This is a genomic window from Pseudomonas sp. UM16 (assembly GCF_050312595.1).
GTDB lineage: Bacteria > Pseudomonadota > Gammaproteobacteria > Pseudomonadales > Pseudomonadaceae > Aquipseudomonas.
In genome coordinates this window covers 45,267-70,173 of the sequence record NZ_JBNPJT010000013.1, presented here as the reverse complement: position 1 = coordinate 70,173, position 24,907 = coordinate 45,267, and the positions used below count along the sequence as shown (strand labels likewise).

The window sequence follows — 24,907 nt, the reverse complement described above, 5'->3', positions numbered from 1 at the left end:
GAGACAGAAATGGACAAACTGATTATTACTGGCGGCGTTCGTCTTGATGGCGAAATCCGCATTTCCGGTGCCAAGAACGCGGCCTTGCCGATTCTAGCCGGTACTCTGCTTTGCGATGGTCCGGTCACGGTCGGCAACCTGCCGCACCTGCACGACATCACCACCATGATCGAGCTGTTCGGGCGCATGGGCATTGAGCCGGTGATCGACGAGAAGCTTGCGGTGGAAATCGATCCACGCACCATCAAGACCCTGGTTGCGCCTTACGAGCTGGTGAAAACCATGCGCGCCTCAATCCTGGTACTGGGCCCGATGGTTGCCCGCTTTGGCGAAGCTGAAGTTGCGCTGCCTGGCGGCTGTGCCATCGGTTCGCGTCCGGTTGACCTGCACATCCGTGGCCTTGAAGCCATGGGCGCGAAGATTGAGGTCGAAGGCGGTTACATCAAGGCCAAGGCGCCTGAAGGTGGCCTGCGTGGCGCACACTTCTTCTTCGATACCGTCAGTGTTACCGGTACCGAGAACATCATGATGGCCGCAGCCCTGGCCAAGGGCCGCAGCGTGCTGCAGAACGCCGCGCGTGAGCCGGAAGTGGTCGATCTGGCCAACTTCCTCAATGCCATGGGCGCCAAGGTCCAGGGTGCCGGTACTGACACCATCACCATCGATGGCGTCGAGCGTCTGGGTTCTGCAACCTACCGTGTCATGCCGGACCGTATCGAAACCGGAACCTACCTGGTCGCCGCTGCCGTTACCGGTGGCCGAGTCAAGGTCAAGGATACCGATCCGACCATCCTTGAAGCTGTCCTGGAAAAACTCAAGGAAGCCGGCGCCGAGATCACCACCGGTGAAGACTGGATCGAGCTGGACATGCACGGTAAGCGGCCAAAAGCGGTCAACCTGCGTACCGCCCCGTACCCGGCGTTCCCGACCGACATGCAAGCGCAGTTCATCTCCCTCAACGCCATTGCCGAAGGCACCGGTGCGGTGATCGAGACGATCTTCGAAAACCGTTTCATGCACGTGTACGAAATGCACCGCATGGGCGCGCTGATCCAGGTCGAAGGCAATACCGCCATCGTCACCGGCACCAAAACCCTCAAGGGCGCGCCAGTCATGGCCACCGACCTGCGGGCTTCGGCCAGTCTGGTACTCTCGGCACTGGTAGCCGAAGGCGATACCCTGATCGATCGCATCTACCACATTGACCGTGGTTACGAATGCATCGAGGAAAAACTGCAGATGCTGGGCGCGAAGATCCGTCGCGTACCGGGCTAGTCTGTGACCGGCGCAGGGACGCGCCCGCCCATTGCTGCACCGAATTGAATGCGGTCGGGCCCCATCGGGCCTGATCGGCTGTAGCCGCATAAGGACCGACGTTTCCCATGTTGACCATCGCGCTATCCAAAGGTCGGATTCTCGACGATACCCTGCCGCTGCTGGCGGAAGCCGGTATCGTGCCGACCGAGAACCCGGACAAGAGCCGCAAACTGATCATCCCGACGACCCAGGACGATGTGCGCCTGCTGATCGTACGGGCTACCGACGTGCCGACCTATGTCGAGCATGGCGCCGCCGATCTGGGTGTGGCCGGCAAGGACGTGCTGATGGAGTACGGCGGCCAGGGTCTGTATGAGCCACTGGACCTGCAAATCGCCCAGTGCAAGCTGATGACCGCCGGTGCTGTCGGCGCTGTTGAACCCAAGGGCCGTTTGCGCGTGGCGACCAAGTTCGTCAATGTCGCCAAGCGTTACTATGCCGAACAGGGCCGTCAGGTCGATATCATCAAGTTGTACGGTTCGATGGAGCTGGCGCCGCTGATCGGCTTGGCGGACAAGATCATCGACGTCGTCGACACCGGTAACACCCTGCGTGCCAATGGCCTGGAACCCCAGGAACTGATTGCTACCATCAGCTCCCGGCTGGTGGTCAACAAGGCTTCGATGAAGATGCAGCACGCCCGCATCCAAAGCCTGATCGACACCCTGCGCCAGGCTGTCGAATCGCGACACCGCGGCTGACTTCTGCGCGCGACCTTCGCTGTCGCGCCCGTCTATCCGCGTCATAGCCAATTTTCTCGGGTGCCCGCGCGGATGGACTGGTAGCTTAGGGCGCCTGAGCATCCGCCATTTATTGAGGCCCTCGCTATGACCACGTCCACTGCAATTGCCCGACTCAATGCCGCTGACCCGGATTTCGCCCGACATCTGGATCATCTGTTGAGCTGGGAAAGTGTCTCTGACGACGCGGTCAACCAACGCGTACTCGACATCATCAAGGCCGTGCGTGAGCGCGGTGATGCGGCGCTGGTGGAGTTCACCCAACGTTTCGATGGTGTTCAAGCCAAGTCGATCGACGACCTGATCCTCGGCCGCGAGCGTCTGGAGCTGGCCCTGACGCGCATCACACCAGCCCAACGCGAAGCCCTGGAAAAGGCTGCCAGCCGTGTGCGCAGCTACCACGAACGGCAGAAGCAGGACTCCTGGAGCTACACCGAAGCGGACGGTACCGTACTTGGGCAGAAGGTCACGCCGCTGGACCGTGCTGGCTTGTATGTCCCGGGCGGTAAGGCGTCGTATCCGTCTTCGGTGCTGATGAACGCGATCCCGGCCAAGGTGGCCGGTGTCGGCGAAGTGGTGATGGTGGTGCCGACGCCACGCGGCGAAGTTAACGAACTGGTGCTCGCCGCCGCTTGCATTGCCGGCGTTGACCGGGTGTTCACCATCGGTGGCGCTCAGGCTGTCGCGGCGCTGGCCTATGGCACCGAAAGCGTGCCGCAGGTAGATAAGGTAGTGGGCCCCGGTAACATCTATGTGGCTACGGCCAAGCGTCATGTGTTCGGCCAGGTCGGTATCGACATGATTGCCGGGCCTTCGGAAATTCTGGTGGTTTGTGATGGTCAGACCGATCCCGACTGGATCGCCATGGACCTGTTTTCCCAAGCCGAGCACGACGAAGATGCCCAGTCGATCCTGGTCAGTCCGGATGCCGATTTCCTCGACAAGGTGGCTGCCAGCATCGACAAATTGCTGCCGACCATGGAGCGTGCCGAGATCATCAAGACCTCGATCAATGCGCGTGGCGCGCTGATTCAGGTGCGGGACATGCAACAGGCCATGGAGGTTGCCAATCGCATCGCGCCTGAGCACCTGGAATTGTCGGTGGCTGATCCGCAAGCCTGGCTGCCACAGATTCGTCATGCCGGTGCAATCTTCATGGGCCGTCACACCAGCGAAGCCCTGGGCGACTACTGTGCAGGTCCCAACCACGTGTTGCCCACCTCTGGCACCGCGCGCTTCTCGTCGCCGTTGGGGGTGTATGACTTCCAGAAGCGCTCGTCGATCATCTTCTGTTCCGAGCAGGGCGCGTCGGAGCTCGGCCACACTGCCTCGGTGCTGGCCAGGGGTGAATCCCTGACCGCCCATGCCCGCAGCGCTGAATACCGTATCCTTGCCGACCAAGAGGGAAACTGAACATGAGTAAATTCTGGAGCCCCTTCGTCAAGGACCTGGTGCCTTACGTTCCGGGTGAGCAGCCAAAGCTGGCCAGGCTGGTCAAGCTCAACACCAACGAAAACCCTTATGGCCCGTCGCCCAAGGCGTTGCAGGCCATGCGTGGCGAGTTGAACGACAACCTGCGCTTGTACCCGGACCCCAATAGCGACCTGCTCAAGCAGGCGGTGGCCGAGTACTACGGGGTCAAGGGCAATCAGGTATTCCTCGGCAATGGTTCGGACGAAGTGCTGGCGCACATTTTTCACGGCCTGTTCCAACACGGCGCCCCCCTGCTGTTCCCGGATATCAGCTACAGCTTCTATCCGGTGTATTGCGGCTTGTATGGGATTCCCTTCGAGACGGTAGCGCTGGACGAACAATTCCAGATTCGCGTCGAGGATTACGCCAAGCCCAATGGCGGGATCATCTTCCCCAACCCCAATGCTCCGACCGGTTGCCTGTTGGCGCTGGAGGCGATCGAGCAACTGCTTAAGGCCAACCCGCAATCGGTAGTGGTGGTCGATGAAGCCTACATCGATTTTGGTGGCCAGACGGCGATCAGCCTGGTTGACCGCTATGACAACCTGCTAGTTACCCAAACCCTGTCCAAGTCGCGTTCGTTGGCTGGCTTGCGGGTGGGCCTGGCGGTTGGTCACCCGGACCTTATCGAAGCCCTGGAGCGGATCAAGAACAGCTTCAACTCCTATCCGCTCGATCGCATGGCGATTGTCGGCGCTGCGGCGGCGTTCGAGGACCGTGCCTACTTCGATGAAACCTGCCGCAAGGTGATCGACAGCCGCCAGCAGTTGGTGGGTGAACTTGCTGCTCGTGGTTTCGAGGTGTTGCCTTCGGCGGCTAACTTCATCTTCGCTCGGCATCCGCAGCACGATGCCAGCGAGCTGGCTGCCAAGTTGCGAGAACAGGGGGTGATCGTGCGTCACTTCAAGCAACAGCGCATTGCCCAGTTCCTGCGTATTACCATCGGCACACCGGAGCAGAACCAGGCGTTGCTAGATGCGTTGAACTGATTCATCGCGGGGCAAACCCGCGCCTAGGGACGTTTGCCTGCCTCCGGTGCCGTGCTGCGAACGGAGGCAGGCGTCTTTCTAAGCTGCACACTAGGGCTATGCTCCTTCGGCTTAATTCATCCGATGATTGGATGTAAACATGACCTTGATAATCAAACGCTCTCTGGTCGAGCAGGCCGTTGAGCAATTGCGTGAACGTATCGCCTCGGGGAGCTGGACCGTGGGCCAGCGCTTGCCTACCGAGGCGGAACTGGCGAGCGAGCTTGGCATCAGCCGCAATACCGTGCGCGAAGCGATGCGGGTGCTGGCGTTCAGTGGTTTGGTCGAAGTTCGCCAGGGCGATGGCAGCTACCTGCGTACAGCGGTCGATCCGCTACAGGCTGTCCAGGCGCTGTCACGCTGCAACCTCGAACAGGCGCGGGAAACCCGGCACATCCTCGAGGCCGAGGCCATTGGCCTGGCAGCGTTGCGGCGTACCGAAGAAGACTTGCTGGGGTTGCGTGAAGCGTTGGCCCATAGCAGCAAGCATTTTCACGCTGACCTGGAGCAGTACGTGTGCTGCGACCTGATCTTCCACCAGCGCCTGGTGGATGCTGCGCATAACCCGGCCTTGAGCGAGCTGTATCGCTACTTTTCCGGGGTAGTGGCTGCCACCGTGCATCACAACCTCAGCCACGCCCCTCGCTGCCAGCTGGTGTTTGACCTGCACGGGCAGATTCTCGCTGCCATCGAACAACGCGATTCAGCCAAGGCCAAGGCCCTGAGCCGGACCCTGATCAACGAATCCTGACCTTACGAGATTGCCATGGCGCATGACACTCCCCGAACTGCTGCACCGGCCAATGGGTCGGAACTTGAAGAATTGCTGATCGACGCTGAAGTCGACGACGAACAAGTGCAACAACAGCCGGTGCTGCTCAAGCGCCCCTGGCTGCTGCTGGTAGGCTTGGTGCTGGTGGCGCTGAACTTGCGTCCGGCGCTATCGAGCCTGGCGCCTCTACTCGGATTGGTTTCCGATAGCCTTGGGCTTAGCGCTTCCCAAGCCGGATTACTGACCACCTTGCCGGTGCTTTGCCTGGGTCTGTTTGCGCCATTGGCACCGGTGCTGGCCCGCCGCTTCGGCAGCGAACGGGTGATTCTCGGCATCCTTTTCACCCTGGCCATGGGCATTGCTGTGCGCAGTGCCTTTGGCAGCACCGGGGTCTTCGTCGGCAGTATTATGGCTGGGGCAAGTATCGGCGTGATTGGTGTACTGCTGCCAGGTATCGTCAAGCGCGACTTTCCCAAGCATGCTGGCACTTTGACCGGGGTCTACACCATGGCGCTGTGTCTGGGCGCCGCTCTGGCCGCTGGTGCCACGGTTCCCTTGAGCGAGCACTTCGGCGACAGTTGGTCGTTGGGTCTGGGTTTCTGGCTGATCCCAGCCCTGTTGGCAGCGTTGATCTGGTTGCCGCAGGCGCGCCAAGGCCATGGAGCGCATCATGTGGCTTATCGGGTGCGTGGTCTGTTGCGTGATCCGCTGGCTTGGCAGGTAACCCTGTACATGGGCCTGCAATCGTCGTTGGCTTATATCGTCTTTGGCTGGCTGCCCTCGATTCTTATCGGCCGTGGCTTGTCGCCGACCCAGGCGGGACTGGTGCTGTCCGGCTCGGTGATCGTGCAGTTGATCAGCTCGCTCAGCGCGCCTTGGCTGGCCACACGAGGCAAGGACCAGCGTCTGGCCATTGTCGTGGTCATGTTACTGGCCCTGGCCGGGCTGTTTGGTTGCCTGTATGCGCCGCTCGATGGCTTGTGGGGTTGGGCCATTGTGCTCGGGCTGGGGCAGGGTGGTACCTTTGCGCTGGCATTGACCCTCATCGTCCTGCGCTCCAAGGACGCCCATGTTGCCGCCAACCTGTCGAGCATGGCGCAAGGTGTGGGTTACACGTTGGCGTCGATGGGGCCGTTTGCGGTGGGGCTTGTGCACGATTTGACTGGTGGCTGGGATGCCGTTGGCTGGATCTTTGCGGTACTGGGTATTGGCGCCATTGGCTTTGGTTTGAAGGCCGGTCGCAACTTACATGTACAGGCGGTCAGCGAGCGGGTTTGAAAACGTTCCCACAAAGTCACATGCAGGTCCGATACTCCGGATGAATCTACCTCGGTATTCGTCCGGTAAATGCCGATAGCTTTTTGCTCCATGAGCGACCTATTGTGCGTGTTTACTCCATCGCAACGGACCTGCCGCATGAGCGACGCCAACAGTGCCTTGATCAACCGTTTCTACCAAGCTTTCCAACGCTTGGACGCCGAAACCATGATCGCTTGCTACAGTGACGACATCACATTCAGCGACCCGGTCTTCGGCACCTTGCGCGGCAAGGATGCCGGTGACATGTGGCGCATGCTCACCACCCGCGCCCAGAACTTTTCCCTGACCTTCGACGACGTGCGGGCGGATGAACACAGCGGCGCAGTGCACTGGGTGGCCAGCTATTTGTTCAGCCAGACCGGTCGCACCGTGGTCAATGACATCCAGGCCCGTTTCGTCTTCCGTGACGGCAAAATCTGCGAGCACCACGACAGCTTTGATCTGTGGCGCTGGTCGCGGCAGGCATTGGGCTTTAAAGGTCTTGTATTGGGCTGGACGCCGCTGCTGGCGGATAAAGTACGGGCGCAGGCAACTAAGGGCTTACGCGCGTTTCAGGCCGGTCGCTGACGCGGTAAGCTGTCGGCTTTGCCGCCTCGCCACGATGTTACCTGTGACCGATCTATCAGCTATTCCCAAACCCTGGTTCGTATACCTGGTGCGCGCTGCCAACGGCTCGCTGTATTGCGGCATCAGTGATAATCCGCAACGGCGTTTTACCGCCCACCAGAAGGGCATTGGCGCACGGTACTTCAAAACCAGCCCGGCCATCGCGTTGGTCTACGTCGAGCAATGGCCGGACAAGGGCGAGGCATTGCGCCAGGAGCGCCTGGTGAAAAAATTGCGCAAGAGCGCCAAGGAAGCCTTGGTGGCCTCCTGGCAGGGGCTTAGTCTTTGCGACGCTTGAGCTGATCGGTGAGCTGCGTCGGCAGTCCTTTGATGATCAGTGTGCCGTTCTCTTCGTCGTATTCGATCTTTGAACCTAGCAGATGGGCTTCAAAGCTGATCGATAGGCCTTCGGCACGACCGGTGAAGCGCCGGAACTGGTTCAGGGTACGTTTGTCAGCGGGGATTTCCGGCGACAGGCCGTAATCTTTATTACGAATGTGATCATAGAAGGCCCGCGGACGGTCTTCGTCGATCAGACCCGACAACTCCTCGAGCGTCACCGGTTCACCGGCCTTGGTCTGACTGGTAGCGTACTCGACCAGGGTCTGGGTTTTCTCCCGGGCCGCTTCCTCAGGCAGGTCTTCGCTTTCGACAAAATCGCTGAATGCCTTGAGCAAGGTACGGGTTTCGCCGGGGCCGTCGACGCCTTCCTGGCAGCCGATAAAGTCGCGGAAATACTCCGAGACCTTCTTGCCGTTCTTGCCTTTGATGAACGAGATGTACTGCTTGGACGCCTTGTTGTTCTGCCACTCGGAAATGTTGATGCGGGCAGCCAGGTGCAACTGCCCCAAGTCCAGGTGGCGCGACGGGGTGACATCCAGGTCGGCGTTCACTGCCACCCCTTCACTGTGGTGCAGCAGGGCAATCGCCAGGTAGTCGGTCATACCTTGTTGGTAGTGGGCAAACAGCACATGCCCCCCCACCGACAGGTTGGATTCTTCCATCAGCTTTTGCAGGTGCTCGACGGCCACCCGGCTGAAGGCGGTGAAGGTGCTGCCGTCTTCCAGGTACTCCTTGAGCCAGCCGCTGAACGGGTGGGCGCCGGATTCAGCGTGGAAAAAGCCCCAGGCTTTGCCTTGTTTGGCGTTGTAGCTGTCGTTGAGGTCGGCCAGGAGGTTTTCGATGGCGCTGGACTCAGCAAGCTCAGTATCACGTGCATGTAGCACAGCGGGGCTGCCATCGGGCTTCTTGTCGATCAGGTGGACAATGCAATGACGGATCGGCATGGGATTCTCGGTTGAAAATGGGCGGTGCAGGCCGCGTTGCAAAGTTGCCAAGTGTACCTCAGCGCAGAGGTGATTCAGCGGCCAGATGTTGGCAGATATGGCGGTTGTTCGTTTTTTGTTCAGTTTTTTGCGTTTTTTCGCGCAAACCCCCGAAAAACCTGCACATTTAGCCTGTCAGCAGCGGATATTTATCCATTCCTGTGGTAGTTTTGCCCGGTCTTGTGCCCCGTGTGTGGCGCATTGCTGGCAGACCGCTCGCGTCACGTCGAACCAAACGTCAATTTGTGTATCTACATACGCGTTGATGTGGTTGTAACACCGGACCGCCGGATCCCCGCAGGTCTGGCTCGATGACTGACGTAGCACTCTGCATACTCACTGAATTTGATAGGGAAGGAACACCACCATGGCATTGACCAAAGACCAACTGATCGCCGATATCGCTGAAGCTATCGACGCGCCAAAAACCACCGCGCGTAACGCTCTGGAGCAACTGGGTCAGATCGTTGCTGATCAACTGGAAAATGGCAGCGAAATCACTCTGCCAGGCATCGGCAAACTGAAAATCACCGAGCGCCCTGCCCGTACCGGCCGTAACCCTTCGACTGGCGCTGCGATTGAAATCGCTGCCAAGAAAGTCGTCAAGTTCGTGCCAGCCAAAGTGCTGACCGACGCTGTAAACAAGTAATTGTAAACAGCTTCGAAAAAGCCGCGTCCGGGTTGCCCGGGCGCGGTTTTTTTATGCCTTGTTGCTGGCCCAGCGCAGTTGCCGCCAGGTTTGGCGGGCGTTGGCATCCTGGAAGGTCCAGGCGACCATGCGGCTGTGCTTTTGCCCCTGGCCCATTTCGCTGACGCGCACATCCGCAGCGCCGGCCTTTTTCAGCGCCGCCTGGATGCCGGGCAGGTTGGACGCTTTGGACACCAGTGAGGTGAACCACAGCACTTGCTGGCCGAGGGCAGCGCTTTCCGCCACCAACTGGCTGACGAAGCGGATCTCACCGCCTTCGCACCAGAGTTCGTTGTTTTGCCCGCCAAAGTTCAGCACCGGCAATTTGCGCTTGGGATCGGCTTTGCCCAGTGCTCGCCATTTGCGCTGGCTGCCGCGCGTGGCTTCTTCCCGGGAGGCATGGAAGGGCGGGTTGCACAGGGTCAGGTCGTAGCGCTCGTCGTTTTTGAGCAAACCCAGCAGGATGTGCTTTCGGTTAGCTTGCTGACGCAGGCTGATGGCTTTATCCAGGCCGTTGGCCTGGACAATGGCCTTGGCTGCAGCCAGCGCTGTGGTGTCGATGTCGGTACCCAGAAAGCGCCAGCGGTAATCACTGTGGCCCAGCAGCGGGTAGATGCAGTTGGCACCGACACCGATATCCAGGGCACGTACCTGTGCGCCGCGAGGAATCTCGCTGTTGTTGTCCTGAGCCAGTAGGTCGGCAACTACGTGGATATAGTCAGCACGACCGGGAATCGGCGGGCATAGGTAGTCGGCTGGGATATCCCAATGCTGGATACCGTATTGGGCCTTGAGCAGTGCTCGGTTGAACACCCGCACGGCCTCGGGATTGGCGAAGTCGATGCTCGGCTTGCCGTGGGGGTTGGTGATCATGAACCGGCCCAGTTCTGGGCTGCTCTTGATCAGCTCGGGAAAGTTGTAGCGACCTTGATGGCGGTTACGCGGGTGCAGGGTCGGTTTGTCTGGTGTGGTCATGTCTGTCCTGTAAAAAACATCGCCGGCAAGCCCTGCTCCCGTAGGAGCTGGCGTTGCCGGCGATTAACCGCGGTCGCGTCTGATGCATGACCTTGCTGCATGAAGGGGCTGCTGATGCAGCCATCGCCGGCAAGGCCGGCTCCTACAGGCAGCGATCGTTACAGCGCGGCAATCCGCGCATGCTGCTCGGTGAAGTTGGCCAGGGCCTGTTCGGCTTCAGCCAGCTTGGCGCGTTCCTTGTCGATCACGGCCGGCGGGGCCTTGTCGACAAAGGCGGCATTGGACAACTTGCCACCCACACGCTGTACTTCGCCTTGCAGGCGCTGGATCTCCTTGTTCAGGCGTGCCAGTTCAGCGTCCTTGTCGATCAGCCCAGCCATCGGCACCAGCACTTGCAGGTCACCCACCAGCGCGGTAGCGCTCAGTGGTGCTTCTTCCTGCTCGCCGAGCACGGTGAAGGACTCGATCTTCGCCAGCTTTTTCAGCAGCGCTTCGTTTTCCTGCAGGCGACGCTGGTCTTCGGCGCTGGCGTTCTTGAGGAACAATTGCAGCGGTTTGCCCGGGCCGATGTTCATCTCGCCGCGAATGTTACGCACGCCGAGCATCAGCTCCTTGAGCCATTCGATATCGCCCTCGGCAGCGGCATCGATGCGGCTTTCGTTGGCCACCGGCCATGGCTGCAGCATGATGGTCTTGCCTTCAGCACCGGCCAGCGGCGCCAGGCGCTGCCAGATTTCTTCGGTGATGAACGGCATGAACGGATGGGCCAGGCGCAGCGCCACTTCCAACACCCGCACCAACGTGCGACGGGTGCCGCGAGCGCGTTCGACCGGCGCGTTCTCGTCCCACAGAACCGGCTTGGACAGCTCCAGGTACCAGTCGCAATATTGGTTCCAGATGAACTCGTAGAGCGCCTGGGCGGCCAGGTCGAAGCGGAACTGCTCCAGTTGGCGGGTCACTTCGGCTTCGGTGCGCTGCAGTTGAGAGATGATCCAGCGATCAGCCAGCGACAGCTCGTAGGCTTCGCCGTTCTGGCCGCAGTCTTCGCCCTTGTCCAGCACGTAACGGGCGGCGTTCCAGATCTTGTTGCAGAAGTTGCGATAGCCTTCGACGCGGCCCATGTCGAACTTGATGTCGCGACCGGTAGACGCCAGCGAGCAGAAGGTAAAGCGCAGGGCGTCGGTGCCGTAGCTGGCGATACCTTCAGGGAACTCGGCCTTGGTCTGTTTGGCGATCTTTTCCGCCAGCTTTGGCTGCATCAAGCCGCTGGTACGTTTTTCCAGCAGCTCGTCGAGGGTGATGCCGTCGACGATGTCCAGCGGATCAAGGACGTTGCCCTTGGACTTGGACATCTTCTGACCCAGGCCATCACGGACCAGGCCATGGACGTAGACGGTCTTGAACGGTACCTGTGGGGTGCCATCCTCATTTTTCACCAGGTGCATGGTCAGCATGATCATCCGGGCGACCCAGAAGAAAATGATGTCAAAGCCGGTGACCAACACGTCGGTGGAGTGGAAGGTCTTGAGGAATTCGGTCTGCTGCGGCCAGCCCAGGGTCGAGAAGGTCCACAGGCCTGAGCTGAACCAGGTGTCGAGTACGTCGTTGTCCTGGTTCAGAACCACGTCGGCACCGAGTTTGTGCTTACTGCGAACTTCTTCTTCGCTGCGACCAACGTAGACCTTGCCGGACTCGTCGTACCAGGCCGGGATCCGGTGACCCCACCACAGCTGACGGCTGATGCACCAGTCCTGGATATCGCGCATCCAGGAGAAGTACATGTTTTCGTACTGCTTGGGCACGAACTGGATGCGGCCATCTTCGACAGCAGCGATCGCAGGTTCAGCCAGCGGCTTGGTCGAAACGTACCATTGGTCGGTCAGCCACGGCTCGATAACGGTGCCGGAGCGGTCGCCTTTCGGCACTTTCAGGGCGTGATCGTCGACACTGACCAGCAGGCCAGCGGCGTCGAAGTCAGCGACAATCTGCTTGCGCGCGACGAAGCGGTCGAGACCGGCGTACTGAGCGGGCAGGGTGGCGTCAACGCTTTCGTTGACGCTACCGTCGAGGTTGAAGACCTGGGCGGCCGGCAACACGAAGGCGTTCTTGTCGAAGATGTTCAGCAGCGGCAGGTCGTGACGCTTGCCCACTTCATAGTCGTTGAAATCGTGCGCCGGGGTGATTTTCACACAACCGGTGCCGAATTCAGGGTCGCAGTAATCGTCGCCGATGATCGGGATGCGGCGGCCAGCCAGTGGCAGCTCGACGAACTTGCCGATCAATGCCTTGTAGCGCTCGTCTTCGGGGTTAACGGCTACGGCGGCGTCGCCGAGCATGGTTTCCGGACGAGTGGTAGCAACGATCAGGTAGTCTTTGCCGTCGGCGGTCTTAGCGCCATCAGCCAGTGGGTAACGCAGGTTCCACAGGTGACCCTTCTCGTCGTGGTTTTCCACTTCGAGGTCGGAGATTGCCGTGTGCAACTTGGTGTCCCAGTTGACCAGGCGCTTGCCGCGGTAGATCAAACCGTCTTCATGCAGGCGCACGAAGGCTTCTTTGACCGCTTCGGACAGGCCATCGTCCATGGTGAAGCGCTCGCGGCTCCAATCAACCGAAGAGCCCAGGCGGCGAATCTGGCGGCTGATGTTGCCACCGGACTGATCTTTCCACTCCCAGACTTTTTCCAGGAATTTCTCGCGGCCGAGGTCGTGACGGTTCTGGCCTTTGGCTTCGAGTTGACGCTCGACCAGCATCTGCGTAGCGATACCGGCGTGGTCGGTACCTGGCTGCCACAGGGTGTTACGGCCCTGCATGCGGCGGAAACGGATCAGGGCGTCCATGATCGCGTTGTTGAAGCCATGACCCATGTGCAGGCTGCCGGTAACGTTCGGCGGCGGAATCATGATGGTGTAGGCATCGCCCGCGCCTTGCGGGGCGAAATAATTCTCGGACTCCCAGGTGTTGTACCAGGAAGTTTCAATAGCGTGCGGCTGGTAGGTCTTATCCATGCGCGGCGGGACCCTTAGGCATTTATTCAGGAAAGCCGGAGAGTATAACGAAGCGGCAAGCTTCAAGCGACAAGCTGCAAGCTCAGAGCGCCGCACGGCTCTTGCAGCTTGTCGCTTGCAGCGGGTCTTTACTGATTGAGCAGGCGCTCGAGGCGGGCATCGAGCCTGCGCTTGATTTCATTCTCGATATGCGGGGTGAAGTCGTTGATTACGTCCTGCATGATCAATTGCGCTGCGGCACGTAATTCGGCATCCAGGTGTAGCAAGGTTTCCTGGCGTTTGGCTTGCGGGTCAAGTACCGGCCCGGGCGCTGTGACCGGTGCCTCAGCCTCTTCGAGCAGCAACGGAATTTGCTCATCGACGGTGTCGGTGAGCAGCGGTGGCTCAAGGGATTCGTCACCCAGCAGCTGACGGATCGACTCAAGGTCGTCCAGCAGGTGCGCGGATTGGGGCAGGGAAGTGGGTTTATCCATTGTCTTCAGAGTCGCTGTAAGCGGTGATCCTGCAGAGCATAGCCCTGTTCGCGGTAGAAACGGAAACTCTCTCGGGCAGCCTGACGAATCGTCGGCTCCTCGACCACGATCTCGGCGATACGGGCAAAGCGTGCAGCGAACGACGGTACCTTCAGATCCAGGTTGATCAGCAGGTCCTGGTGGTTGCCGGGATCGTCACCGAGCCCCAGTACTACGCTGCCTTGCGGTTGTTCTTCAGCACCATTGTGCGGCACAAAAGCTTCACCCTTGAACGCCCACAAGAGGGCATCGAGTTCATCGCGCTGAGCGGCGTCGGCACAATGCAGGTAAACCTGATGTCCCATGCGCCAGGCCTTGTCGCAGAGCTTGCAGGCAAAATTCAGGCGCGCCGAGGGCGCGTCGCTGGGCAGAATATAGAAGTCAACTTTGCTCATGATCATTGCGCCGGCCGCCTACACCCAAGGGGGGCAGGCGGCCGGCATGCACTCAGGCGTTGGCGCGATCGAGCAGGTACTGGGTCAGCAGCGGGACCGGACGGCCAGTGGCGCCCTTGTCCTTGCCGCCACTGATCCAGGCGGTGCCGGCAATGTCCAGGTGCGCCCAGTTGTAGGCCTTGGCAAAGCGCGACAGGAAGCAACCGGCGGTGATGGTGCCAGCCTTCGGCCCGCCAATGTTGGCGATGTCGGCGAACGGGCTGTCGAGCTGTTCCTGATACTCATCGAACAGCGGCAGTTGCCAGGCACGGTCGTCGGCACGTTTGCCTGCGTCGAGCAGTTGGCTGACCAACTCGTCGTTGTTACCCATCAGGCCTGAGGTATGGCTACCCAGGGCAACGATGCAGGCACCGGTCAAGGTAGCAATGTCGACCACTGCCTGAGGCTTGAAGCGCTCGGCATAAGTCAGGGTATCGCACAGCACCAGGCGGCCTTCGGCGTCGGTGTTGAGAATTTCGACGGTCTGCCCGCTCATAGTCGTAACGATGTCACCCGGACGGGAGGCGCCGCCGCTCGGCATGTTCTCGGCGCAGGCCAGCAGGCATACCAGGTTGACTGGCAGTTGCAGTTCGAGGACCGCGCGCAAGGTGCCGAAGACACTGGCGGCACCGCCCATGTCGTACTTCATTTCATCCATGCCGGCACCGGGCTTGAGGCTGATACCGCCGGTGTCGAAAGTGATGCCCTTGCCCACCAGCACGAACGGCTTCTCGTTCTTTTTGCCGCCCTGGTAGTGGAGCACGATCAAGCGTGGCGGCTGGTCGCTGCCCTGGCCTACGGCGTAGAACGCGCCCATGCCCAGTTCCTTGATTTTCTTCTCGTCGAGGATTTCGACTTTCAGGCCCTTGTAGGCTTTACCCAGCCCCTTGGCCTGGTCGGCCAGGTAGCTTGGGTGGCAGACGTTGGGTGGCAGGTTGCCCAGGTCACGGGCGAAGCTCATGCCGGCGGCAATCGCCGTGGCGTGCTTGACCGCGCGCTGGACTTCGGCGGCACCAGCCTTGTCGGCCAGCAGAGTGATTTTTTTCAGTGCGCGCGGTTCGGCCTTCTTGCTCTTGTACTGGTCGAAGACGTATTCGCCGTCGAGCAAGGTTTCAGCCAGTAGGCGCGACTTGCCATAGAATGCATCGCGGCCAGTGACAGCGATATCGTCCAGGGCCAACACCGCGTCGTTGCCGTTGAGGCTCTTGAGTACGGCCAGTACGCTGGCAACGACTTTGCGCCAGCTACGGTCGCCCAGTTCGCTGTCCTTGCCGGTGCCGACCAGCAGCACGCGTTCGGCCTTAAGGTTCGGCAGGCTTTGCAGCAGCAGGGTCTGGCCCAGCTTGCCGGTCAGATCGCCACGCTTGAGCACAGCGCTGAGGGCACCGCCGCAGGCTTCGTCGATGGCCTTGGCGCTGGCACCGAGTTTGCGGCCTTCAGCCACTGGCAGTACCAATGTGGCGGTTTTCAAGGATGCAGCGGCTACGCTTTTTACAACCAGTTCCATGTCAGGGTCCCCGAATGATCTGTATTTGCGCGCTGTCTGTGCAGGCACTTCAAGCGAGCTGGCCGCGTGGTCGCGTGCCAGTGATAAAGCTGCCAGTTTGAGCCTGCTCGGACCGCCCTGACAACCCCGTTGGTGAAGCATTGTGCGTCGCCAGTGACAGGCACGGCCAATCACAGGATAATGCGCCAACTTTTGTGCGGGCACGCTCTGGCGAGCCAGCAACTATTCTTGGCTGTTATGGATTTTTTGTTTGGCTGTCCGAGCCTGACAACCCAGGAGTGTCTGGTTTGATCGTCTTCCGATATCTGTCCCGCGAGGTCCTGGTGACCTTGAGTGCCGTCAGCGCTGTGCTGCTGGTCATCATTATGAGTGGGCGCTTCATCAAGTACCTGGCCCAGGCGGCCCAGGGTGTGCTCGATCCGGGTGTATTGTTCCTGATCATGGGCTACCGCTTGCCAGGGTTCCTGCAGTTGATCTTGCCTCTGGGCCTGTTCCTGGGGATTCTCCTGGCCTACGGTCGTCTGTACCTGGAAAGCGAGATGACTGTGCTCTCGGCCACTGGCATGAGCCAGCAGCGCCTGCTTGGCATGACCATGGCACCGGCAGCGTTGGTGGCCGTGCTGGTTGCCTGGCTGAGCCTGGGCCTGGCACCGCAGGGGGTTACCCAGGTGGCACAGATCATCAACCAGCAGGATGCCCTGACTGAATTCGATACCCTGGTGCCGGGACGTTTCCAGACCTTGCGAGATGGCTCCCGAGTCACCTACACCGAGCAGTTGTCCGAAGACCGTGGCAATCTGGCGGGAGTGTTCATTTCCGAGAAGCGCTTCTCCCAGGACAAGACCAAGGAACGCGCCCCTTCGGTGCTGGTCGCGGAAAAGGGCCGTCAGGAAATCGGTGCCGACGGCAACCGTTATCTGATTCTGGAGAACGGCTACCGCTATGACGGTAACCCTGGGCAGGCCGACTACCGGGCGATCAAGTACGACACCTATGGCGTGCTGTTGCCCAAGCCTGAAGTCAGTGAGGAAATCACTGACCGTGAAGCCATTCCGACTTCCGAACTGATTGCCAGTGATGGCCGCCGCGAGCGCGCCGAGCTGCAATGGCGCCTGTCGTTGCCGCTGCTGGTGTTCGTGGTGACCCTGTTGGCGGTCCCGCTGTCACGGGTCAATCCGCGCCAAGGTCGCTTCCTCAAGCTGCTGCCGGCAATTCTTCTGTATATGGCGTACCTGACAATGTTGATTGCTGTACGGGGTGCCCTGGAAAAAGGCAAATTGCCGATTGGCCTGGGTATCTGGTGGGTTCACGGCTTGTTCCTGCTCATCGGCCTCGGGCTGATGTACTGGGAGCCGTTACGCCTCAAGCGTGCCGCACGGCGTGCGGAGGTGGCTCATGGTTAAGCTCGATCGCTATATTGGCCAGAGCGTGCTGCTGGCCATTCTTGCCGTACTCGGGATCATTCTCGGCCTGGCTTCGTTGTTTGCCTTTATCGATGAGATGGGTGACATCAGCGACACCTATACGCTCATGGATGCCGGCAATTTCGTCTTGCTGACAGCTCCACGGCGGCTGTATGACATGCTGCCAATGGCCGCCCTGATCGGCTGCCTGATCGGCCTGGGCAGCCTGGCCAGCAGCAGCGAACTGACCATCATGCGTGCCGCCGGGGTGTCCATTGGCCGTATCGTCTGGGCGGTGATGAAGCCAATGCTGGTGCTGATGCTGGCCGGCATCCTGATTGGCGAGTACTTGGCGCCAGTGACCGAGAACAAGGCCCAGGCTGACCGTTCGTTGGCTCAGGGTAGCGGTGACGCACAGAGCTCCAAGCGCGGCATGTGGCATCGCCAGGGTGATGAGTTCGTGCACATCAACTCGGTACAGCCCAATGGTCTGTTGTACGGTGTCACTCGCTACCGCTTCGACAACGAGCGTCATCTGCTGACCTCAAGCTTTGCCCGGCGCGCCCAGTATCAGGAAGATCACTGGCAGTTGAGCGACGTGACCACAACGCATTTTCGCGGTGATCACACTGAAGTCATCAAGGCACCCGTAGAGCGCTGGGACGTTACCGTCACCCCGCAATTGCTCAACACTGTCGTGCTGGCGCCCGAATCCCTTTCGATCACCGGGTTGTGGGACTACATCCACTACCTGTCTGACCAAGGCCTGAACAATGCCCGCTACTGGCTGGCGTTCTGGACCAAGGTTCTGCAGCCGATGGTCACCGCAGCGCTGGTGCTGATGGCGATCTCGTTCATCTTTGGTCCGTTGCGCTCGGTAACCCTCGGTCAGCGGGTGTTCACTGGTGTGTTGGTGGGTTTCGTGTTCCGCATCGGTCAGGACTTGCTTGGGCCGTCGAGCCAGGTCTTTGGTTTCCCGCCGTTGCTGGCGGTAGTGATTCCGGCGGCGATCTGCGCCGGTGCTGGATTGTGGATGTTGCGACGCGCAGGTTAAGCATTGCAGGCATGAAAAAGCCGACCCCAGGGTCGGCTTTTTTGTACCTGTTGTCCCCTAATCGAGACAGGTGATTCAGGCGTTATTTGCTACGCTTGGGCAGTTGCACCACCTGCGTATCCGAGTACATGTCATGCCAGGTGCGCTTGCGCTTGTCGAACAGCACCCAGATGAAACCCAGGCCCAGGCACAGCCAGGAGGCAATGGCGACGACAAAGCGCAACAGCGCCTGCCACAGGCTGATCGCGCTGCCATCGGCGTTTTGCACGCGAATACGCCATACCTGCATACCCAGTGTCTGCCCACCATGGGTCCAGAACTTGGCGAAGAAGCCGAACAGGACGAACAACAGGACTGTGGACAACAACGGATCACCGTCCAGTGCACCGGCTTCGGTCAGCGCACGCATCCGGGTTTCACCGATGATTGCCATCTGGATCATCTTGTACACACCCGCAGTCACGATCAACAGCGCGGTACACAGCAGGAAGTCGTAGAACATGGCGGCCAAACGCCGACCCAGGCCGACGACAGGGAAATCGCCCTGGGGCTGCAACAACTGCTTGGGCATACAGGGGCCCTCCTTGGGCAAAACGCACATTCTACGGAATTGCGCGCACAAAAAAGCCCCTGCTGTTGCCAGCAGGGGCTTCTTTGTTGATGAAGATCAGCCTTCGGCTTGAACTTCGTCAGCCTGCATGCCTTTCTGGCCTTGCACGGCGATGAAGGTGACTTTCTGGCCTTCTTTCAGGCTCTTGAAGCCGTTACCCTGGATAGCGCGGAAATGTACGAACAGATCCGGACCGCTTTCTGGAGTGATGAAACCAAAACCTTTCTCGTCGTTAAACCACTTGACGGTACCGCTCTGACGTTGGGACATTGTCTTATTTCCTTTGAAACTTAGAATTAGTAACAGTTTCTTCCAAATGAAAGAGTACTGGGCTGGGTTGCAGGAAAGTAAGAGACGTCGAACGGGTTGTAGCAAATCTCAGCGCTACTGCCCAGGTCACGAACCATAGCGACCCATGCAAACACAGTGCAGTGACTCTACGCTAACTCTGTCGGCAAAAACAAGTCCTGAAAGCCGCCCCTGCCGTACCTTTTAGCGTCTGTTGGGTCGATTTTTTTTCGCTCATTCCACTGCGTGCTGTGAAGCTTTTCGAAAGTAATAAAACGCGTTCGAATTCGAAAATCCAAACGCGTGATGACACAAAGTTTCAACTAACGATTCAGCCGCGGTAATAGCGTTGGGCAACGAACGGCATCTTGCTGACTTTCATGGTCACGCGTTTGCCGCGAACAATGGCCCAGACCGGGGTCTCAACTGCCGTGTGTGCACTATCCAGATATCCCATTGCCACGGGACCGGCCAGAGTTGGACCGAAACCGCCGCTGCAGACCTTGCCGATGACGCTGCCGGCTTCATCAACAATTTCCGCGTCCTCGCGCACTGGGGTGCGTTCCTGAGGGAGCAAGCCGACACGTTTGCGGGCGACACCGCTGTGTTGCTGAGTGAAGATTTGCTCGGCACCGGGGAAGCCAGCGGCGCGGGCGCCGTCCGCCCGACGCACCTTGGAAATGGCCCACAGCAGGCTGGCTTCAATGGGCGTGGTCTGGGTGTTCATGTCGTGGCCATACAGGCATAAGCCGGCTTCCAGGCGCAGGGAGTCGCGGGCGCCAAGACCAATCGCAGCGACTTCTGGCTCAGCCAGGAGGCGGCGGGCCAAGGCGTCGGCCTGCTCGGCCGGAACGGAAATTTCGAAGCCGTCTTCACCGGTATATCCGGAGCGGCTGACAAAGCAGTCGGTACCGAGCAACTGCACTGGCTGGAACTGCATGAAGGTCATCTTTGCCACCTCGGGTGCCAGGCGCGCCAGCACGGTGACCGCCGCCGGACCCTGCAGGGCCAGCAGGGCGCGTTCTTCGAACAGTGGCTGGATCTGGCACTGATCGCCGATGTGCTGACGCAGATGGGCCAGGTCCTGGTCTTTGCAGGCGGCGTTAACCACCAGGAACAGTTCATCGTTGCCCAGATTGGCGACCATCAGGTCGTCAAGGATGCCACCGTGTTCGTTGGTGAACATGGCGTAGCGTTGCATGCCCACCGGTAAATCGATGATGTCGACCGGTACCAGGGTCTCCAGGGCCTTGGCTGCGTTGGCGCCACTGAGACGGATCTGGCCCATGTGCGACACATCGAACAGACCGGCCTGTTCACGGGTGTGCAGGTGTTCTTTCATTACCCCCAACGGATACTGCACCGGCATGTCATAGCCGGCGAACGGCACCATACGCGCGCCGAGTTCAAGGTGCAGGGCGTGCAGCGGGGTCTTGAGCAGTGCTTCGGTGGACATTGATGACTCCTTGGTGCGTGAGAGGGTGTCAGCATTCAATGATGTTGACGGCCAGACCGCCACGGGCGGTCTCCTTGTATTTGCTTTTCATGTCAGCGCCAGTCTGGCGCATGGTGCGGATGACCTTGTCGAGGGAGACGAAATGCTGACCGTCGCCGCGCAAGGCCATGCGCACCGCGTTGATGGCCTTGACCGAGCCCATGGCATTGCGCTCGATGCACGGCACCTGGACCAGCCCGCCGATGGGATCGCAGGTAAGACCGAGGTTATGTTCCATGCCAATCTCTGCGGCGTTTTCGACCTGCTGGACACTGCCCCCCATGACCTCGCACAGGGCGCCGGCAGCCATCGAGCAGGCCACTCCGACTTCGCCCTGGCAGCCGACTTCGGCGCCGGAGATCGAGGCGTTCTCTTTGTAGAGAATGCCAATCGCGGCGGCGGTGAGCAGAAAGCGCACCACACCGTCTTCGTTGGCACCGGGGATGAAGCGCGTGTAGTAGTGCAGCACGGCTGGGACGATACCGGCGGCGCCGTTGGTAGGGGCAGTGACCACACGCCCGCCAAAGGCGTTTTCCTCATTGACGGCCAAGGCGTAAAGGTTGACCCAGTCCAGCACCGACAACGCGTCACGCAGGCTCGCCTCGGGATTGCTGCACAGCTGCCGATACAGCGCAGCGGCGCGCCGCTTGACCTTGAGCCCGCCAGGCAAAATACCCTCGTTGCGGCAACCAGCGGCGACGCAATCCTGCATCACTTGCCAGATATGCAGCAGGCCGCTGCGGGTATCGCTTTCCGGGCGCCAGGCTGCTTCGTTGGCCAGCATGATTTGGCTGATCGACAGGTTCTGCGCCGTGCAATGGCCGAGCAGTTCTTTAGCGGTTTTGAAGGGAAACGGCAGTACGGTGCTGTCTTCGACGATTCGGTCGGCGCCAGCGGCGTCTTCATCGACGACAAAACCACCGCCCACCGAATAGTACTCGCGGCTGCGGATCTGCAGGCCGGCAGCGTCGAAGGCGCGAAAGATCATGCCATTGGGGTGATAGGCCAAGGGTTTGCGAATCATCGCCAGGTGTTGCTTTTCGATGAACTCGATGTCGTGCTCGCCGAGCAGCTTCAGCCGTCCGCGGGTGCGGATAGTATGCAGGCGCGAAGCGATGCTTTCGGTATCGACGCTATCAGGATGTTCGCCTTCCAAGCCAAGTAGCACGGCTTTGTCACTGCCGTGGCCCTTGCCGGTGGCGCCTAGCGAGCCATAAAGCTCGGCTTTGACACTGACCGTGGCGGCCAGCAAAGCGTCACGCCGTAAACCTTCGGCAAAACGCGCAGCTGCGCGCATGGGGCCGACGGTATGGGAGCTGGAGGGGCCGATGCCGATCTTGAACAGGTCGAAGACGCTCAGTGACATGGTCGTACCCTCAAGAGTGAGTGTAGGCGCCGGCCTTGCCGGCGATCCAAGGCATAGCCTTGCTGATTGGGTCGCCAGGCGGTCCATCGCCGGCAAGACCGGCGCCTACAGGTGGTCGAGGTGCGCCAGGACTCAAACGTCCTGGTAGCTCTCGATCGACGGGCAGGCGCAGATCAAATTGCGATCGCCAAAGACGTTGTCGACACGCCCCACCGGTGGCCAGTACTTGCCTTCGACCAGCGTCGCCAGCGGGTACACCGCCTGCTCGCGGCTGTAGGGATGGCTCCACTCACCCGCGATTTCGGCCGCCGTGTGTGGTGCGTTCTTCAGCGGGTTGTCGTCCTTGTCCAGGTTGCCGCTTTCTACCGCGCGAATCTCTTCGCGAATGCGGATCATCGCCTCGCAGAAACGGTCCAGTTCTTCCTTGGACTCGCTTTCGGTCGGTTCGATCATCAGCGTGCCGGCCACCGGGAACGACATGGTCGGGGCATGGAAGCCAAAGTCGATCAGACGCTTGGCGACGTCGTCGACGCTGATGCCGCTGCTGTCTTTGAGCGGGCGCAGGTCGAGAATGCACTCATGCGCCACCAGGCCATTGCTGCCGGTGTACAACACAGGATAGTGCTCTTCCAGGCGGCGGGCGATGTAGTTGGCGTTGAGGATTGCCATCTGCGAAGCACGCTTGAGGCCGGCACCACCCATCATGCGGATGTACATCCAGGTGATCGGCAGGATGCTGGCGCTGCCGAACGGCGCGGCGCAGACTGCCCCCTGTTTGTTTCCCATGTGCCCGTGGCCTGGCAGGAACGGCGCCAGGTGTGACTTGACGCCGATCGGGCCGACGCCCGGGCCGCCACCGCCGTGGGGAATGCAGAAGGTCTTGTGCAGGTTCAGGTGCGAAACATCACCGCCGAACTTGCCCGGAGCACAGAGGCCGACCATGGCGTTCATGTTGGCGCCGTCGATGTACACCTGGCCGCCGTTGTCATGAATGATCGCGCAGATTTCGCCGATGGCTTCTTCGAACACACCGTGGGTCGACGGGTAGGTGATCATCAGCGCGGCGAGGTGCTCGCGGTGCTCGATGGCCTTGGCCCGCAGGTCGTCGATATCGACGTTGCCACGCGCGTCGCAGGCGGTCACCACCACACGCATGCCGGCCATGTGGGCGGTGGCTGGGTTGGTGCCGTGGGCCGAAGATGGGATCAAGCAGATATCGCGGCGGGCATCGCCACGGCTCTGGTGGTAGGCGCGAATGGCCAGCAGGCCGGCGTATTCACCCTGGGAGCCAGCGTTGGGTTGCAGCGACACGGCATCGTAGCCGGTGGCGGCGCAGAGCATCGCCTCCAGTTCGTCGGTCAGTTGCTGGTAGCCCTGGCTTTGTTCTGCCGGGGCAAACGGGTGCAGGTTGCCGAACTCGGCCCAGGTCACCGGGATCATTTCGCTGGCGGCGTTGAGCTTCATGGTGCACGAACCGAGCGGGATCATGGTGCGGTCCAGGGCCAGGTCCTTGTCAGCCAGGCGACGCAGGTAGCGCATCAGCTCAGTTTCGCTGTGGTAGCGGTTGAATACGGGATGCTCGAGGGTCGCTGACTGACGTAGCAGGTCGGCAGGCAGTTGCAATTGAACGCTGGCGGCCAGGGTGCTGAATTCAGGAACAGCTTTCCCGTCAGCGAACAGCTGCCACAGGGCTTCGACGTCAGCCTGAGTGCTGGTTTCGTCCAGCGACAGGCCCAGGCGTTGGGCGTCGATTTGGCGCAGGTTCAGGCGCTGGGTACGGGCCTTGTCGTGCAGCGCTGTAGTGGCGTTGCCGGTGGCCAGGGTCAGGGTGTCGAAGAACGCTGCGGTTTCGACGTGCACGCCGATTTGCTTGAAGCCAGCAGCGAGGATCGCAGTCAGTGCATGGGTGCGCTGAGCGATCTGCTTCAGACCTTGTGGGCCGTGGTAGACGGCATACATGCTGGCAATGTTGGCCAGCAGTACCTGGGCGGTGCAGATATTGCTGGTAGCCTTCTCGCGACGGATATGTTGCTCACGGGTCTGCATGGCCAGACGCAGTGCGGTTTTGCCGAAGCGGTCGATCGACACGCCGACCAGACGCCCTGGCATGTCGCGCTTGAATGCATCACGGGTGGAGAAGTACGCGGCATGCGGGCCACCGAAGCCCAGCGGCACGCCGAAGCGCTGTGCGCTACCGATGGCCACATCAGCGCCAAACTCGCCAGGCGGGGTCAGCAGGGTCAGCGCCAGGAGGTCGGCGGCAACGGCGACCAGAGCATTGGCGGCGTGGAAGCGTTCAACCTGTTCACGGTAGTCGAAGACTTCACCGTTGCTGGCCGGGTATTGCAGCAGGGCGCCGAAGTAGGCGCTGACATCATCCAGCTCACGCTCATCGCCGACCACGACTTCGATACCCAGCGGCTCGGCACGGGTGCGCAATACGTCGAGAGTTTGCGGGTGGCAATGCACAGAGGCGAAGAAGGTGTGGCTACCCTTGTTCTTGCTCAGGCGCTTGCAGAAGGTCATGGCTTCTGCGGCTGCGGTGGCTTCGTCGAGCAATGAAGCGTTGGCGATCGGCAGGCCAGTGAGGTCGCTGATCAACGTCTGGAAGTTCAGCAATGCTTCCAGGCGACCCTGAGAAATTTCTGGCTGGTACGGGGTGTAAGCGGTGTACCAGGCCGGGTTTTCCAGGAGGTTACGCAGGATCGGTGCCGGCGTATGGCAGTTGTAATAGCCCTGGCCGATGAAGCTTTTGAACAGCTGGTTGTTGGCGGCGATGGCTTTGAGCGACGCCAGGGCGTCAGCTTCGCTTTGCCCGTCACCCAGCTCCAGCACGCTGGTGCCCTTGATACTGTCGGGAATAACCGCAGCGCTCATGGCCTCCAGGGAGTCGAAGCCCAGCGTCGCGAGCATGTGTTGTTCGTCATTCTGGCGTGGGCCGATATGACGGGCGATGAATTCGTTGGTAGTGCCGAGGTTGATGGTCATG

The 24,907-nt window shown here is 60.3% G+C and carries 22 protein-coding genes; 11 read left to right on the top strand and 11 right to left on the bottom strand.

The genetic code is table 11. The features are described 5' to 3' along the window. Positions 1-9 precede the first annotated feature (9 nt). From murA to ACQRAX_RS16720, 8 genes are all read left to right on the top strand, one after another. On the top strand, positions 10-1,275 hold the full coding sequence (gene murA, locus ACQRAX_RS16755) for a UDP-N-acetylglucosamine 1-carboxyvinyltransferase (protein ID WP_107023556.1): 1,266 nt from the start codon (positions 10-12) through the stop codon (positions 1,273-1,275). A 107-nt stretch (positions 1,276-1,382) separates the two neighbouring features. After that, the gene (hisG, locus tag ACQRAX_RS16750) at positions 1,383-2,018 is read left to right on the top strand and encodes an ATP phosphoribosyltransferase (RefSeq protein ID WP_412038738.1); all 636 of its coding nucleotides are present in this window, start codon (positions 1,383-1,385) and stop codon (positions 2,016-2,018) included. A gap of 126 nt (positions 2,019-2,144) precedes the next feature. Next, the gene (hisD, locus tag ACQRAX_RS16745; protein WP_412038739.1) at positions 2,145-3,470 is read left to right on the top strand and encodes a histidinol dehydrogenase; all 1,326 of its coding nucleotides are present in this window, start codon (positions 2,145-2,147) and stop codon (positions 3,468-3,470) included. 2 nt (positions 3,471-3,472) lie between these two features. Continuing rightward, positions 3,473-4,519, top strand: coding sequence for a histidinol-phosphate transaminase (hisC, locus tag ACQRAX_RS16740; RefSeq protein WP_412038740.1), 1,047 nt, complete (start codon positions 3,473-3,475; stop codon positions 4,517-4,519). A 139-nt stretch (positions 4,520-4,658) separates the two neighbouring features. After that, a complete protein-coding gene (locus tag ACQRAX_RS16735; RefSeq protein ID WP_412038741.1) occupies positions 4,659-5,309 on the top strand; it encodes a FadR/GntR family transcriptional regulator in 651 nt (216 codons plus the stop codon). 15 nt (positions 5,310-5,324) lie between these two features. Further along, entirely contained in the window at positions 5,325-6,608 is a 1,284-nt protein-coding gene (locus tag ACQRAX_RS16730) for a CynX/NimT family MFS transporter (RefSeq protein WP_412038742.1), read from the top strand. A 138-nt stretch (positions 6,609-6,746) separates the two neighbouring features. Beyond that, on the top strand, positions 6,747-7,217 hold the full coding sequence (locus tag ACQRAX_RS16725; protein WP_412038743.1) for a nuclear transport factor 2 family protein: 471 nt from the start codon (positions 6,747-6,749) through the stop codon (positions 7,215-7,217). A gap of 43 nt (positions 7,218-7,260) precedes the next feature. Further along, positions 7,261-7,554, top strand: coding sequence for a GIY-YIG nuclease family protein (locus tag ACQRAX_RS16720; RefSeq protein WP_412038744.1), 294 nt, complete (start codon positions 7,261-7,263; stop codon positions 7,552-7,554). On the opposite strand, the gene yejK is transcribed toward ACQRAX_RS16720, so the two are convergent. Further along, entirely contained in the window at positions 7,535-8,542 is a 1,008-nt protein-coding gene (gene yejK / locus ACQRAX_RS16715; protein ID WP_412038745.1) for a nucleoid-associated protein YejK, read from the bottom strand. The two genes, ACQRAX_RS16720 and yejK, sit on opposite strands and share 20 nt — an antisense overlap. Before the next feature lie 406 nt (positions 8,543-8,948). Between yejK and ACQRAX_RS16710 the strand changes: the two genes are divergently transcribed. After that, complete coding sequence (locus ACQRAX_RS16710; protein ID WP_009398256.1) at positions 8,949-9,230, top strand: HU family DNA-binding protein; 282 nt, start codon at positions 8,949-8,951, stop codon at positions 9,228-9,230. Positions 9,231-9,281: 51 nt separating this feature from the next. On the opposite strand, the gene rlmF is transcribed toward ACQRAX_RS16710, so the two are convergent. The 5 genes from rlmF to ACQRAX_RS16685 all read right to left on the bottom strand — a co-directional run bounded on the left by rlmF (position 9,282) and on the right by ACQRAX_RS16685 (position 15,702). Next, the gene (gene rlmF / locus ACQRAX_RS16705) at positions 9,282-10,244 is read right to left on the bottom strand and encodes a 23S rRNA (adenine(1618)-N(6))-methyltransferase RlmF (RefSeq protein ID WP_412038746.1); all 963 of its coding nucleotides are present in this window, start codon (positions 10,242-10,244) and stop codon (positions 9,282-9,284) included. Positions 10,245-10,402: 158 nt separating this feature from the next. After that, complete coding sequence (locus ACQRAX_RS16700) at positions 10,403-13,249, bottom strand: valine--tRNA ligase (RefSeq protein ID WP_412038747.1); 2,847 nt, start codon at positions 13,247-13,249, stop codon at positions 10,403-10,405. 128 nt (positions 13,250-13,377) lie between these two features. Next, positions 13,378-13,722 (bottom strand): DNA polymerase III subunit chi, encoded by a 345-nt coding sequence (locus ACQRAX_RS16695; protein WP_412038748.1) that lies wholly within the window; start codon positions 13,720-13,722, stop codon positions 13,378-13,380. A gap of 5 nt (positions 13,723-13,727) precedes the next feature. After that, complete coding sequence (locus ACQRAX_RS16690) at positions 13,728-14,156, bottom strand: DNA polymerase III subunit chi (protein ID WP_412038749.1); 429 nt, start codon at positions 14,154-14,156, stop codon at positions 13,728-13,730. A 52-nt stretch (positions 14,157-14,208) separates the two neighbouring features. Further along, on the bottom strand, positions 14,209-15,702 hold the full coding sequence (locus ACQRAX_RS16685; RefSeq protein WP_412038750.1) for a leucyl aminopeptidase: 1,494 nt from the start codon (positions 15,700-15,702) through the stop codon (positions 14,209-14,211). Positions 15,703-15,989: 287 nt separating this feature from the next. On the opposite strand from ACQRAX_RS16685, the gene lptF reads away from it, so the two are divergent. Continuing rightward, positions 15,990-17,105: an LPS export ABC transporter permease LptF gene (gene lptF / locus ACQRAX_RS16680; RefSeq protein WP_107023543.1), complete on the top strand. Its 1,116-nt coding sequence runs from the start codon at positions 15,990-15,992 to the stop codon at positions 17,103-17,105. Beyond that, entirely contained in the window at positions 17,098-18,159 is a 1,062-nt protein-coding gene (lptG, locus tag ACQRAX_RS16675; RefSeq protein WP_412038751.1) for an LPS export ABC transporter permease LptG, read from the top strand. Before lptF ends, lptG begins: the two co-directional genes overlap by 8 nt. Before the next feature lie 82 nt (positions 18,160-18,241). On the opposite strand, the gene ACQRAX_RS16670 is transcribed toward lptG, so the two are convergent. The 5 genes from ACQRAX_RS16670 to gcvP form a co-directional block, all read right to left on the bottom strand. Continuing rightward, positions 18,242-18,730 (bottom strand): RDD family protein, encoded by a 489-nt coding sequence (locus ACQRAX_RS16670; RefSeq protein ID WP_412038752.1) that lies wholly within the window; start codon positions 18,728-18,730, stop codon positions 18,242-18,244. A gap of 96 nt (positions 18,731-18,826) precedes the next feature. Then, positions 18,827-19,039, bottom strand: a complete 213-nt coding sequence (locus ACQRAX_RS16665; RefSeq protein ID WP_007931076.1) for a cold-shock protein — start codon at positions 19,037-19,039, stop codon at positions 18,827-18,829. Positions 19,040-19,388: 349 nt separating this feature from the next. Further along, positions 19,389-20,513, bottom strand: a complete 1,125-nt coding sequence (gcvT, locus tag ACQRAX_RS16660; RefSeq protein WP_412038753.1) for a glycine cleavage system aminomethyltransferase GcvT — start codon at positions 20,511-20,513, stop codon at positions 19,389-19,391. 28 nt (positions 20,514-20,541) lie between these two features. Beyond that, entirely contained in the window at positions 20,542-21,918 is a 1,377-nt protein-coding gene (locus ACQRAX_RS16655; RefSeq protein ID WP_412038754.1) for an L-serine ammonia-lyase, read from the bottom strand. A 132-nt stretch (positions 21,919-22,050) separates the two neighbouring features. Then, positions 22,051-24,906, bottom strand: a complete 2,856-nt coding sequence (gene gcvP / locus ACQRAX_RS16650; protein ID WP_412038755.1) for an aminomethyl-transferring glycine dehydrogenase — start codon at positions 24,904-24,906, stop codon at positions 22,051-22,053. Position 24,907 lies beyond the last annotated feature (1 nt).